Source organism: Streptomyces violaceus, from assembly GCF_036014075.1.
GTDB lineage: Bacteria > Actinomycetota > Actinomycetes > Streptomycetales > Streptomycetaceae > Streptomyces > Streptomyces violaceus.
Genome location: NZ_CP107911.1, coordinates 5,221,432 through 5,235,096, shown reverse-complemented (window position 1 = coordinate 5,235,096; position 13,665 = coordinate 5,221,432). Strand labels below are relative to the sequence as shown.

Sequence of the window (13,665 nt, the reverse complement as noted above, 5' to 3'; positions counted from 1 at the left end):
CGATCCCGTCCGTTCAGATGTATTTCGTGACAGTTCTGAAGGAGCACACCACCATGCCCAGCACTCTTACCGACCAGGACCGACCGGAGCTGCAGAAGGCCATCGAGGAGATGGTCGAGTCCGGTTTCACCGGGGTGACGATGCGCGTGCACGACGAGCGGGGCGAGTGGGTCGGCAGCGCCGGGGTGCGCAAGCGGGGCGAGAACGCGAAGCCGCCGACGAACGGGCACGTCCGGATCGGCAGCAACACCAAGACCTTCACCGCGACCGTGGTGCTGCAACTGGTGGCCGAGGGCACCGTCGGCCTGGACGCCCCGGTGGCCGACTCCCTGCCCGGGTTAGGGCTGGACCCGAAGATCACGGTGCGGATGCTGTTGCAGCACACCAGCGGGGTGTTCAACTTCACCGGCGAGTACTACGACGACGGGACGTTCACGCCGGGGATCCCCGCCACGACCGCGGGCCAGGAGTGGGTGGACAACCGGTTCAAGACCTATCGGCCGGAAGAGCTGGTGCGGCTGGCACTGTCCAAGCCGGCGCGGTTTGAGCCGGGGACGGACTGGAGCTACTCCAACACCAACTACGTGCTGGCCAGGCTGCTGATCGAGAAGGTCACCGGCCGCTCGCTCGGCGAGGAGATGCAGCGGCTCATCCTGGGGCCGCTCGGGCTGTCGGACACCGTGCTGCCGGACACCAGCCCGGAGATCCCCGAGCCGCACACCCACGCCTACTACCGGTACGAGGACGCCGGCCGGCAGAAGACGGTCGACGTCACCCGCCAGAACCCCTCCTGGATCTCCACCGGCGGCGACATGATCTCGACCACCCAGGACCTCCACACGTTCGTCTCCGCGCTGATGGGCGGCAAGCTCCTGCCGGCGCCGCTGCTGGCCGAGATGTGCAAGCCGCATCCCAAGGTCGGCTACGGACTGGGGGTGTTCGTGCAGGACGCCGGCGAAAACGGCGGCACCGTCATCACCCACAACGGGGGCGCCGCGGGCCACGGGGCGCTGATGTACAGCACGCCCGACGGCAGCAAGACCCTGACCGCCGCGCTGAACTATGTCGACGACGCCGCACTGTCCCTGGCCGAGGCGTTCCAGAAAGCGACGCAGAGGCTCGTCAAGGAGGTGTTCGGCGGCGACCAGGCCGAGTCGGCTGACGCAGCGAAGCCGGCTCAGTAGACAGGGCCGAGCGGCATGGGCCCGCACGGGCCGAGCCAGCTCCTGTAGAGGAGGTGCGCGTGGAAAAGCCGGTGAGGGCACCCCGTCCCAACGGAGCCCTCACCGGCCGGTTTCTCAGAACTGTCGGAACGTCAGGCGCGTACCAGCTCCCGGTCCGTGTCCCCGCGGTCGGAGTCCGGGCGCAGGCCCTCGCCCTCGACGTCCACGTTGGGCAGCGCCCGGTCCAGCCACTTGGGCAGCCACCAGGCCTTGCGGCCGAGGAGGGCCAGGACGGCCGGGACGATGGCCATGCGGACGATGAACGCGTCGAAGAAGACCGCGATCGCGAGGCCGAAGCCGATCATCTTGACCATCGACTCGGACGAGCCGATGAAGCCGGCGAAGACCGCCATCATGATGACCGCCGCGGCCGTCACCACCCGGGCGCCGTGCCGGAAGCCCGTCACGATCGCCTGGCCGGCCTTCTCGCCGTGGACGTAGGCCTCCCGCATCCGGGTCACCAGGAACACCTCGTAGTCCATGGCGAGGCCGAAGACCACACCGACCATGAAGATCGGCATCATCGACATGACCGGGCCCGTCTGCTCCACGCCCATCAGGCCCGACAGCCAGCCCCACTGGAAGACCGCGACCACCGCGCCGAGGGCCGCCATCACCGACAGCAGGAAACCGAGGGCCGCCTTCAGCGGGACCAGGATCGAGCGGAACACCACGATCAGGAGCAGGAAGGCCAGGCCGACGACCAGGACCAGGTAGGGGATCAGCGCGTCGTTGAGCTTCTCGCTGACGTCGATGTTCATCGCCGTACTGCCGGTGACCAGGACGTTCGCGTCGGTGTCGGCCTTGATGTCCGTGCCCGCGTCCCGGATGCCGTGCACCAGGTTCTCCGTCGTCACCGAGGACGGCTGGGAGCCCGGGATCACGGTGATGGTGGCCGTGTCGCCGGCCTTGTTGGGCGCCGGCGGCGTCACCGTGACGACGTCCTCGAGGCCCTTGATCCCGTCACCGACTGCCGTGAAGGCCGCCTTGGGGTCGTCGCTGTCCTTCGCGTCGACGACGACCATCAGCGGGCCGTTGAAGCCGGGGCCGAAGCCCTCCGACAGCAGGTCGTAGGCGCGGCGCTGGGTGGTGGAGGTGGGCTGTGAGCCGTCGTCCGGCAGGCCCAGTTCCAGGCTCGACGCCGGGACGGCCGCCGCGCCGAGGCCGATGACACCGAGCAGCAGGACCGCGATCGGGCGGCGGACGACGAAACTCGCCCAGCGCGTGCCCAGGTTGGGGCGCTCCGGCTTCTTCGAGGCTTGGCCGAGCCGCTTGCCCTTCTCCCCCATCGGCTTCACCCTGCGGCCCGCGTACCCGAGCAGCGCCGGGATCATGGTCAGGGCGATCAGCACCGCTATGGCCACCGTGCCCGCCGCCGCGACGCCCATCTTCGTCAGCATCGGGATGTTGACGACCGACAGACCCACCAGCGCGATCACGACCGTCAGGCCCGCGAAGACCACTGCCGAGCCCGCCGTACCGGTGGCCCGGCCCGCCGCCTCCTCGCGGTCGCGGCCCTCGGCCAGTTCGGCGCGGTAGCGGGAGACGATGAACAGGGCGTAGTCGATGCCGACCGCCAGGCCGATCATCATCGCCAGGGTGGAGGTCGTGGAGCCCAGATCCAGGGCGCTGGCCAGCGCCGTGATCGCGGAGACGCCGATGCCCACTCCGATGAGGGCCGTCAGCAGCGGCAGACCGGCCGCGACCAGTGAGCCGAAGGTGATGACGAGGACGACCGCGGCGACCACGATGCCGATGATCTCGCTGCTGCCGGTGTGCGGAACGGTCTGGAGCGCGTCACCGCCGATCTCGACGGTCAGCCCGGCCTTGCGCGCGTCCTGTGCGCTGTCCTGAAGGGCGTCGCGGGAGGAGTCCTCCAGCTCCATGCCGGAGACCTTGTACGACACCTGCGCGTACGCGATCGTGCCGTCCTTGCTGACGGCCTTGGCCTGGTACGGGTCGGTGACGCGGGCGACCTCGGAGCCGTCGCCGAGTTCCTTGACGGTCTCCCGGACCGCCGCCTTGTTGCCGGGGTCGGTCATCTTCTCGCCGCTCGGCGCCTTGAAGACGACGCGTGCGGTGGCTCCGTCGGCGCTCACGCCGGGGAAGCGCTGTTCCAGCAGGTCGAAGGCCTTCTGTGCCTCCGTGCCGGGGATGGAGAACGAGCTGTTGCCCGCGGCGGGGGCACTGGCCGCGCCGACACCGGCGAGGGTCAGCAGAGCCACCCAGATCAGGGCGACGAAATGCCGCCGCCGGAACGAGAGCCGGCCGAGTTTGTAGAGGAAAGTGGCCACGAGGGCGTACTCCCGGTCAGGTCGTGGGGTGTTTCAGGGCAGGGGTGATCAGCCCGACGACGTGAGCGGTGATCGCGTCAGGTGCTGCGGTGGGGATTGCTCAGGTGGTGGGGAGGCCGAGGGCGGGGAGGACCACGGCGTCGATGTACGAGATGAGGAAGGCCTGCGTCGGTGGCTGGTCGTCGATCAGCGTGCGGGTGGCGAAGGCGCCCACCAGCATGTGCACGACGTAGTCCAGTGCCGGGCGGTCGGCGCGGATCTCGCCGCGGTCGACGGCCTTGCGCACCACCCGGTGGAACTCCTCCATCTCCGGCTCGATGAGCAGTTCCCTGAAGGCCTGGAGGAGATCCGGGTTGGCGTGCACCGCCATGAACAGACCCCGCATCAGCGCGGCGTTCTGCTGCATGGTGCAGTCGTCCTCACGTGAGGTGAGGGCGTGGAGGTCGCCGCGCAGGGAGCCGGTGTCGATGTCGGCGATGTTGCCCGGCTTGTTGTGCCGGACCGCCTTCGCCACCAGCTCCGGCTTGCCGCCCCACTGGCGGTAGAGCGTGGCCTTGCTGGACCGGGTGCGCGCTGCCACGGCGTCCATGGTGAGGGCGTCGTAGCCGACTTCCCGGAGCAGGTCGAGCACGGCCGCGTACAGCTCGGCCTCACGCTCGGGGGTGATCCGACTGCGACGCGCGGTGGCGACCTCAGCCATCTCTCTCACCTTCCTGCTCCGAACGACACGGTTTCGTACATGACGAAGGTAGCGCAATCCCCCATGAAAACGAAACCGTTTCGTACGTGTGCCACGTCACCATGGAGCATTTGTCTGCACTTGCTCCGCTTCGCCCCCGGGCAAAGCATGGGGACGTGAGCTATCTGCGTCTGCCGCACCTCCATGACGACCTGCTGTGCTTCGTGGCCGAGGACGACCTCTGGCTCGCCCCGCTCGATGCCCCGGGCCGCGCCTGGCGGCTCACCGTCGACCGCACGAAGGTGGGCCATCCCCGCTTCTCGCCCGACGGCCGCCACCTCGCGTACACGAGCTGGCGCACCCTGGTGCCCGAGGTGCATCTCGCCCCGGTCGACGGCGGCCCGGGCCGCCGCCTGACCCACTGGGGCAACGCCGACACCCGGGTCTGCGGCTGGACCCCGGACGGCGAGATCCTGGCCGTGGCCTCGCACGGCGAGCCCTTCTCCTTCTTCACCTGGGGCTACAAGGTCCCCCTCGACGGCGCCCCGGGCCGCAAACTGCCCTGGGGGCCGGTCGCCGACCTCCAGGTCGCGGACCTGGACGGGGAGCGGAAGAGCCTTCTCCTCACCGGCACCCCGCCGCATGAACCGGCCTCCTGGAAGCGCTACCGGGGCGGGGCCACGGGCCGGCTGTGGCTGCACGGCGAGCGGCTGCTGGCCGGCCTCGGCGGCCATCTGCACTCCCCCATGTTCGTCGGCGGCCGGATCGCCTTCCTCTCCGACCACGAGGGCGTCGGCAACCTCTACTCGTGCGCCCACGACGGCTCGGACCTGCGCCGGCACACCGACCACGACGCCTTCTACGCCCGGCACGCCTCCAGTGACGGCACCCGGGTGGTGTACCAGTGCGCGGGCGACCTGTGGCTGGTCGACGACCTGTCGCCGGACTCCGAGCCGCGGCGGCTGGACGTACGGCTGAGCGGTCCGCGCACGGGGCGGCGCCCGTACCAGGTGGCGGCGGCCCAGCACCTCGACGGGATCTCGGTCGACGAGACCGGGCGGGCCAGTGCCGTCGTCGTACGCGGCAGCCTGTACTGGCTCACCCACCGCGACGGGCCCGCCCGCACCCTCACCGACACCCCGGGCGTCCGGGTGCGGATGCCGGAGATGCTCGGCGCCAGCGGGCGGGTCGCGTATGTGACGGACGCGGAGGGCGAGGACGCGATCGAGATCGCCTCGCTGCCCCGGGCGTCCGGCGACCGCGAGCCGAGGCGGCCGGCCTCGGGCGGGCTGGGCCGGGTGCGCGAGCTGGTGTCGGACCCGGAGGGCGAGCGGCTCGCGGTCGCCTCGCACGACGGGCGGCTGCTGCTCGTGGACGTGACCGAGGACTCCGACGGTGAGGTCACCGAGCTGATCCGGTCGATCAACGGGCCCGTGCGCGACCTCGCGTTCTCCCCGGACGGGGCGTGGCTGACCTGGTCGCATCCGGGCATCGGGCGGACCCTGCGGCAGATCAAGATGGCCCGGCTCGCCGGAACGGCAGAAGGGGGCGGTGTCGTCATCGACGTCACCAACGGCCGTTTCGAGGACGAGAACCCGGTCTTCACACGCGACGGCCGCTACCTCGCCTTCCTGTCCTGGCGCGGCTTCGACCCCGTCTACGACGTGCACACCGGCGACCTGTCCTTCCCGCTGGGCTGCCGCCCATACCTCGTGCCGCTGTCCTCCGCGACGCCCTCCCCGTTCGCGGTGAACCCGGAGGGCCGTCCGGCCGCCGGAGGGCTGGACCCGGTGGAGGACGACGAGAACGGCGACGGCGGGGCGGTGACCGTCGAGGCCGAGGGTCTTGAGAGCCGGGTCACGCCCTTCCCGGTGGCCGCCTCCAAGTACTCGGCGCTGCACCCGGTCGCGGGCGGCGGACTGGTGTGGCTGCGCTGGCCGATCTCGGGCGCGCTCGGCGAGACGTTCGCCAACCCGGACGACACCAGCGGCCGGCCGACCCTGGAGCACTTCGGCATCACCAAGGCCAAGAAGTCCGAACTGGTCGGGCATCTCGACTGGTTCGCGGTGAGCGGCGACGGCAGCCGGCTGGTCGTGGTCGACGAGGGCGAGCTGCGCGCGGTGCCGGCCACCGAGCCGGGCGACGCCGACTCGACGGTGTGGATCGACGCGCGCCGCATCCTGCACGTGGTCGACCCGGCGGCGGAGTGGCGGCAGGCGTACGAGGAGGCCGGGCGGCTGATCCGGGCGTACTTCTGGGAGCCGGGCATGTGCGGCGTCGACTGGGCCGGGGTGCTGGACCAGTACCGCCCGCTGGTCGAACGGGTCGCCTCCCCTGACGAGTTCGCGGACCTGCTGCGCGAGGTGCTGGGCGAGCTGGGCACGTCCCACGCGTACGTCACCGCCGCCCGGCGCAACGAGGGCCCGCCGCACTACCAGCGCCGCCAAGGCCTGCTGGGCGCCAACTTCGTACGCCGGGACGGCGGCTGGACGGTCAAGCGGATCCTGGCCGGTGACTCCTCCGACTCCAAGGCCCGCTCCCCGCTGGCCGGCACGGGTATCCGGGAGGGTGCGGTCCTCACCCACGTGGACGGCCGCCCGGTGGATCCGGTCGCGGGCCCCTATCCGCTGCTGGCGGGCGCGGGCGCCACGACGGTGGAGCTGACCTTCACCCCGGCCGAGGACTCGGCGCAGGACTCGGCGGAGGGCGTGGCGGCGGGCGTGGGCCCGCCCCGGCGGGTCGCCGTCGTCCCGTTGGTGGACGAGCGGCCGTTGCGCTACCAGGACTGGGTGGCCAAACGCCGGGCGGTGGTCCGGGAGTTGAGCGGCGGACGCTGCGGCTATCTGCACATCCCGGACATGGGCGGTTCGGGCTGGGCGCAGTTCAACCGCGATCTGCGCATGGAGGTGTCCCGGCCGGCGCTGATCGTGGACGTGCGCGGCAACGCCGGCGGCCACATCAGCGAGTTGGTCATCGAGACACTGAGCCGCACGATCCTGGGCTGGGACCTGACCCGCGACGCCCAGCCCGTGTCGTACACCTCCAACGCGCCTCGGGGCCCGGTGGTGGCGCTGGCGGACGAGGCGACCTCCTCCGACGGCGACATGATCACCGCCGCGTTCAAGCTGCTGAAGCTGGGCCCGGTGGTGGGGCAGCGCACCTGGGGCGGTGTCGTCGGCATGACCGGCCGCCACGAGCTGGGGGACGGCACGGTGATCACGGTGCCGATGAACGCGGCCTGGTTCGACGCGTACGGCTGGTCCGTGGAGAACAAGGGCGTCGCCCCCGACATCGACGTCCTGCGCACCCCGCTGGACTGGGCGGAGGGCCGCCACGCCCAGCTGACCGACGCGGTGGAGCTGGCCCTCGGGCTGCTGGAGACCAACCCGCCCGCGAAACCGCCGACCTATAGCGACGTGCCGGACCGCTCCCGGCCGAAGCTGCCGCCGCGGACCTGAGCGCGGACCTGAGAAAGACGGTGACGTGAGGAAGGGGCGCCCCGCGCGAGGCACCCCTTCCGTTCAGCACGCGTCGTCAGGCGTCGTAGTCCTGGTCGAAGCGGTCCTCCTGCTCGCGCTCCCGCTCCCGCTCACGGTCACGCTGCGGGTGCTGCGGGTTCTGCGGGTGCTGCGGCGAGTCCATGTCCTCGTCCCGCCGGCGACCGCGGCCCTGCATCTGCTCGCGGGCCTGGTCGGCCTTCTGACGGGCCTGGTTCTGCCACTGCTCGGACTTCTCCTGGAACTGGTCCTTCATACCCATGTGGGTTCACTCCCGTTGGGGGTGAGGGGATCTGGCCCGATCAGATTCACACGGGTCGTGACCCTGCGCATGTCGATCACTTACGGAGCGTAGTCCGCTGCTGCTCATCGGCCGCTCCGCCCGCCCCGACGAGGCCCGTGCGCATGCCCGTCAGCCGGTCCGCGAACCGCCGCATCTCGCGCTGTCCCACCGTCCCGATGACCCCGGGCAGATAGCCGCGCACGCCCTGCATGCCGCGCAGCCACCACTGCCCGTACACATGGCTCGACCGGCTCTCTATCCCGGCCACGAGCCGGTCCACCGCCGGGCCCAGCGGGTAGGTCTTGTTGGACGGCCAGGGCAGCCGCTGCCGCAACTCCCGCATGACGTCGTCCTGGTCGGCCCCGCGCACCATGTCGGTGTCGGTCCACGACAGATACCCGACGCCGACCTTCACGCCCCGGTGCCCGACCTCGGCGCGCAGACTGTGCGCGTACGCCTCCACGCCGGACTTGGACGCGCAGTACGCGGTCATCATCGGCGCCGGGGTGATCGCGGCGAGGGACGCGATCTGGAGCAGATACCCCCGGCTCCTAAGCAGCGACGGCAGGAAGGCGCGGCCGGTCACCGCCGAGCCGATCAGATTGACCTCGATCACCCGCCGCCAGGACTCCGGGTCGGAGTCGGCGAAGGGACCGCCGGTGGCGACTCCGGCGTTGGCGACGACGATGTCGACCCTCCCGAAGCGCTCCTCGACCTCGCTCGCGACCCGGGCCATCGCCTCGTGGTCCGTGACATCGGCGTGCCAGTGGCCGCTGTCGCTGTGCAGCCGCCCGGAGACCTCCTTCAGCGCGTCCGGCTCCAGACCGACCAGCGCCACCTTCACGCCGCGCGCGGAGAGCTTGCGGGCCAGCAACTCCCCGACGCCACGCGCCGCCCCGGTCACCACGGCGACCTTCCCCTCGAGGCTCACCCTGCTCATGCGCTCTCCTCGGATACGACCTGGATGTGTGCCTGGACGAGTTCCCGGATCGTGCCGCCGACCAGCCCCGGCGCCTCGATGGGCGTCATGTGGCCGATGCCGGGCAGTTCGACGATCCCGGTGCACTGCGGCAGCGCGGCGGCCAGGGCCCGCGCCTGCGGCGGCGGTGTCAGCCGGTCCGCCGTACCGACGACGACGGCCGTGGGCACCCGCAGCTCACGCACGCCGTGGTCGAGGTCGAGCAGATCCAGCACCTGCGACCAGGAGTAGCGGACCTTGCGGGGGCAGGCGTGCACGATGCGGGAGCACGCCTCGACCATGTGCGGGGCCGAACCGGCGCCCATCGTCCCGTACTTGAGGATCCTGCGGGCCAGCGGTGTGACCGGGCCGAGCGGCGCCCGGGAGCCGAGGATCCGCCGGGTCAGCCAGGTGCGCAGCCGCCCGGCCCGGATCGGCACGACGGTGGAGGCGGCGACCAGCCGCGAACTGCCCGTGCTGCACAGCAGGACAGCGGCCGCGTGCGCGCGGAAGGCAGCCCTCCCGGAGGCCGCCATCACGGTCATGCCGCCCATGGAGTGCCCGGCGATCACGGCCTGTTCGCCGGGCGTCAGGGTGGCTTCGAGTACGGCCTCCAGGTCGTCGGCGAGCGCCTCGGCACTGCACGCGGGGCTCGCCGGGCTGCGCCCGTGGCCGCGCTGGTCGTAGGCGATGACCCGGTGGTCGGCGGCCAGTTCGCGGATCTGCGCCGCCCAGAAGGCGGTGGAGCAGGTCCAGCCGTGGGCGAGGACGACGGCCGGGGCGCCGTCGGGGCCGTGGATCTCGACGTGCAGGCGGGCTCCGTCGGCGGACACCGCGGTCAGTTCGCGCGCGGGAGCGGGCGGGGCGTAGGGGCCGGAGTCGACGTGCAGGAGGCGGCTCACGCGTCCACCCCGGCCTTCTCGGCCTCCACCCGGACGGGGACGCGCAGGACGTCGTACTCCGCGAGATCCACCTGTCGCGTCGCCCGCCGGAACTCGCCTGTCGTGCCGGGCCAGATGGTGGTGTTGCGGCCGCTCGCGTCGAGGTACCAGCTGGTGCAGCCGCCGGTGTTCCACACCGTGCGCTTCATACGCTCCTGCACCCGGTGGTTCCAGGCCCGTACGGCGCCCGGACGGGCGTCGAGAGCGACCCGGCCCCCGAGGACGTCGAGCTGGCGGACGAAGTCGGCCAGGTAGTTCAGCTGGGACTCGATCATGAGGATCATCGAGGAGTTCCCGAGGCCGGTGTTGGGCCCGATGATCGTCATCCAGTTGGGGAACCCGGCGGCGGAGGCACCGCGCAGGGCCTCCATGCCGCCCTTCCAGGTCTCCGCGAGGGTCCGCCCGTCGGCGCCCACGACCCGGTCCGCGATGGGCATGTCGGTGACATGGAACCCGGTGCCGAAGACGATCGCGTCCGCCTCGGCCTCACTGCCGTCGGCGGCGACCAGGGTCGATCCCCGGACCTCGGCCAGGCCGCTGGCGACCACGTCCACGTTGGGCTGGGCGAGCGCCGGGTAGTAGTCGCTGGACAGCAGGATCCGCTTGCAGCCGATGCGGTAGTCCGGGGTGAGCTTCGCCCGCAGGGCCGGGTCCTTGATGGAGCGGGCCATGTTGCGCCGGGCCATCTCCTCGACGAGGCCGAGCTGGCCCGGGTGCTTGGTGAAGGCCTGCACCTGCAACTCCCGGATGCCCCACAGCAGTCCGCGCCGCAGCTGCGCGGTGAAGGGCAGCTGCCGGTGCAGCCACCGCTCGGTGTCGCTGATGTTCCGGTCGACACGGGGCATGACCCACGGCGCGGTCCGCTGGAACAGGGTCAGGCGCGAGACCTCGGGCTGGACGGCCGGCACGATCTGGGCGGCCGAGGCCCCGGTCCCCACCATCGCCACGCGCTTGCCGCGCAGGTCGTAGTCGTGGTCCCAGCGGGCCGAGTGGAAGACCTTGCCGGGAAAGGACTCCAGCCCCGGTATCTCCGGCACCTTCGGATCGGACAACGGCCCGGTCGCCGACACGACCATGTCCGCCGACAGATTCCCGCTGCTGGTCTCGATGTCCCAGCACAGCCGCTCGGCGTTCCAGCTCATCCGCTTCACCTCCGAGTCGAAGCGGATGTGCGGCCGCAGCCGGAACACGTCCGTGACGTGCTCCAGATAGGCGCGGATGTGTTCCTGCCCGGAGAAGGTGCGCGGCCATTCGGGGTTGGGCGCGAAGGAGAACGAGTACAGATGCGAGGGCACGTCACACCGGCACCCCGGGTAGCTGTTGTCCCGCCAGGTGCCGCCGACGCTGCTCGCCCGTTCCAGGACGACGAAGTCGGTGACGCCCTCGCGGCGCAGCCGCACGGCGGCCCCCAGCCCGCCGAACCCGGACCCGACCACCGCGACCCGTACATGCTCGCGTTCGTGTTCGCGTTCGCCCATGCCGACACCTCCACACACCACGAGAACCATGCCAGTGAACACTGGCGCAATGGGAGCGTAGGGCAGCGGCGTACTGATGGGTAGGGGGCAGAACGAGGAAGTTACCCGTGGTACGCCTTAGGGTGCCCAGGTGGCCGAGAAGCGTGAATACCGCATGGAAGAGCTGGCCCGCCTGGCCGGGATCACGGTGCGCACCCTGCGCTTCTACCGCGAACGCAAACTGATCCCGCCACCCCGCCGGGAAGGCCGTATCGCCTGGTACGACGACCACCACCTGGCCCGGCTGCGCACGATCACGGCCCTGCTGGAACGCGGCCACACCCTCAGCGGCATCGCCGAACTCGCGGAGGCCTTCGACCACGGCCGGGACGTCGGCGACCTGCTCGGCGTAGGGGGCGCCCCCACCGAGGAGGAGCCGGTCCATCTCACCCCCGAGGAACTCGCCGACCACTTCGCCGGCGAGGCCACGCCCGAGAACCTCGCCGCCGCGATGGACCTCGGCTACCTCGGCACCGACGGCGACGAGATCGTCCACATCAGCCGCCGCCTCCTGGACGTCTCCTCGGCCCTGGTCCACGAGGGCATCCCCCTCGCCGACGTCCTCGACGCGGCCAAACAGGTCCGCACCCACGCCGACGCCCTGGCCGAACTCTTCACGGACCTGGTCCTGCGCCACGCCTCCCCCCAGGACCTCCCGCGCCTGCGCCCGCTGGCACGGAGCGTGGTGGAGGCGGAACTGTCACTGGCGCTGGACCGGCGGATGCGGAAGCAGGACTAGCGTCCGAGGATGCCTCACATCTCAACTGTCCGGTATTACAGAGAAATTCACCTTACCGAGGAACTTTCCAGGCAGTCACCGGCGAAACCGCGTTCGCACTCCCAGAGTGAGATCGAAAAGGCCCCGGCGGCTGTGCGACCAGCCCCGGGGTGCGGCCGACCCTTACCAGGAGCGTCGACATGCCCAAGCGTAGTCCTCAGCCATCACAGCCGGCTTCGACTCCGACCGAACGCCCTCGGGCTCTGGGAGCCGTTCGTCTCAGCTATCTGACCGAAGTGACCACCTCACCCGGCAGGCAGCGCACCTCGATCCAGCTGTGCGCCCGGCAACTGGGCTTCACGTTGATCGCCGAAGCCTCAGATCTCGGGGTATCCGCACGCAAGACGTCCCCCTTCGAGAGGCCTTCACTGTCGTCCTGGCTGCAGCGCCCGGACGAATACGAAGCCATCGTGTGGTCGCATGTGGATCGCGCCGTACGATCGGTGGTCCGCATGTCCGAGTTGATCGAGTGGAGCCAGCAGCGCTCTACGGCACTCGTCTTCGGGATGCCCGAGGAACCTCAGCCGCTCGTGGTCACACCGCAGGCGCACGGCGACGCTGTCCGCCGTTGCATGAGGCTGGCCTACGCCGCGGAGCAAGAGACGCGCGCCATTTCCGCTCGTCTCACCAGCGCCCACGAAGTACTGCGCGCCACGGGCCGATACGGCGGCGGTCTGGTTCCGTTCGGGTACAAGAAGGCACCGCACCCCTCCGGCATCGGATGGTGTCTCGCTCCCGACCCGGAGACCGTCACCGTTGTCCGCGCGATCGTGGACGACGTCCACTCGGGACTCTCCCTGGTCGCCATTGCTCACAAACTCGAAACCTCGGGTGTCCTGGTGCCACGCGACCGCCACGCCCGCCTTCAGGGACGCCCCACGGGTGGGCGGCGCCACGGACGCGACTTCGAGCGATTCCGCTGGACAGCAGGCAGCCTGTCCAAAATCCTCCGCACCCCGGCACTGATGGGCCACCGGGTGCACAAGGGGAAGACCGTCGTTGACGCTGAGGGCGCACCCGTGCTGATCGGCCCTCCGCTGCTCACCGAAGAAGAGTTTCAGGCTCTCCAAGACGTCCTCAGCACCCGCTCGAACGGCGTCCACCCCAAACACCGGGAGACGTCGCTGCTGATCAGGGTCGCGCACTGTGCCGGATGCGGTGGCCGTATGTACTTCGCCGCACGGCAGGCCTATGCGTACGGCGACTACGCCTGCCGCGCTGCTGCCCGCGGGACGACCTGTCCCGCCCCCGCCGCGATCCGCGCCGACTGGCTCGACGAGTACACCGTCAGCCGCTACCGCGAGGCATTTGCCACGGACGGCGAGGTGACTCGGGAGCAACTCTTCAGAGACGGAGTTCGCGTCACCGTCGCCAAGGGACGGTCGGGCGGCGGACCGGAGCGACTGGCCGGACCCGATACCTCCCGCCTGACCTTCACCATCGGGTCACGTCCCTGATCTGCCCTAGGACACGTGTGGGGGTGTGCCAGATGTCG

Annotated in this window: 10 protein-coding genes; 4 read left to right on the top strand and 6 right to left on the bottom strand. The window is 70.7% G+C overall.

The window, feature by feature from the left end; translation table 11 throughout:
- Positions 1-53: 53 nt before the first annotated feature.
- Positions 54-1,184, top strand: a complete 1,131-nt coding sequence (locus tag OG542_RS23730; RefSeq protein ID WP_328413586.1) for a serine hydrolase domain-containing protein — start codon at positions 54-56, stop codon at positions 1,182-1,184.
- A gap of 131 nt (positions 1,185-1,315) precedes the next feature.
- Here the strand turns inward: OG542_RS23730 and OG542_RS23725 are convergent, their stop codons facing one another.
- On the bottom strand, positions 1,316-3,517 hold the full coding sequence (locus OG542_RS23725) for an MMPL family transporter (protein ID WP_328413585.1): 2,202 nt from the start codon (positions 3,515-3,517) through the stop codon (positions 1,316-1,318).
- Positions 3,518-3,617: 100 nt separating this feature from the next.
- Complete coding sequence (locus tag OG542_RS23720) at positions 3,618-4,217, bottom strand: TetR/AcrR family transcriptional regulator (RefSeq protein ID WP_328413584.1); 600 nt, start codon at positions 4,215-4,217, stop codon at positions 3,618-3,620.
- A 155-nt stretch (positions 4,218-4,372) separates the two neighbouring features.
- Between OG542_RS23720 and OG542_RS23715 the strand changes: the two genes are divergently transcribed.
- A complete protein-coding gene (locus OG542_RS23715; RefSeq protein ID WP_328413583.1) occupies positions 4,373-7,654 on the top strand; it encodes a S41 family peptidase in 3,282 nt (1,093 codons plus the stop codon).
- Between the two features lie 76 nt (positions 7,655-7,730).
- Here the strand turns inward: OG542_RS23715 and OG542_RS23710 are convergent, their stop codons facing one another.
- From OG542_RS23710 to OG542_RS23695, 4 genes are all read right to left on the bottom strand, one after another.
- Positions 7,731-7,955, bottom strand: a complete 225-nt coding sequence (locus tag OG542_RS23710; RefSeq protein WP_193479944.1) for a hypothetical protein — start codon at positions 7,953-7,955, stop codon at positions 7,731-7,733.
- A 76-nt stretch (positions 7,956-8,031) separates the two neighbouring features.
- A complete protein-coding gene (locus tag OG542_RS23705) occupies positions 8,032-8,916 on the bottom strand; it encodes an SDR family oxidoreductase (RefSeq protein WP_311126149.1) in 885 nt (294 codons plus the stop codon).
- Positions 8,913-9,836 carry an alpha/beta fold hydrolase gene (locus OG542_RS23700; RefSeq protein ID WP_328413582.1) on the bottom strand — a complete coding sequence of 308 codons (924 nt, stop codon included), beginning with the start codon at positions 9,834-9,836 and terminating at the stop codon, positions 8,913-8,915. Before OG542_RS23700 ends, OG542_RS23705 begins: the two co-directional genes overlap by 4 nt.
- A complete protein-coding gene (locus OG542_RS23695) occupies positions 9,833-11,353 on the bottom strand; it encodes a flavin-containing monooxygenase (RefSeq protein ID WP_328413581.1) in 1,521 nt (506 codons plus the stop codon). Before OG542_RS23695 ends, OG542_RS23700 begins: the two co-directional genes overlap by 4 nt.
- 130 nt (positions 11,354-11,483) lie before the next feature.
- On the opposite strand from OG542_RS23695, the gene OG542_RS23690 reads away from it, so the two are divergent.
- Both OG542_RS23690 and OG542_RS23685 read left to right on the top strand, forming a co-directional pair.
- The gene (locus OG542_RS23690; RefSeq protein WP_311126152.1) at positions 11,484-12,131 is read left to right on the top strand and encodes a MerR family transcriptional regulator; all 648 of its coding nucleotides are present in this window, start codon (positions 11,484-11,486) and stop codon (positions 12,129-12,131) included.
- Positions 12,132-12,310: 179 nt separating this feature from the next.
- Positions 12,311-13,627, top strand: coding sequence for a recombinase family protein (locus OG542_RS23685; RefSeq protein ID WP_328413580.1), 1,317 nt, complete (start codon positions 12,311-12,313; stop codon positions 13,625-13,627).
- The last annotated feature ends 38 nt before the right edge of the window (positions 13,628-13,665 follow it).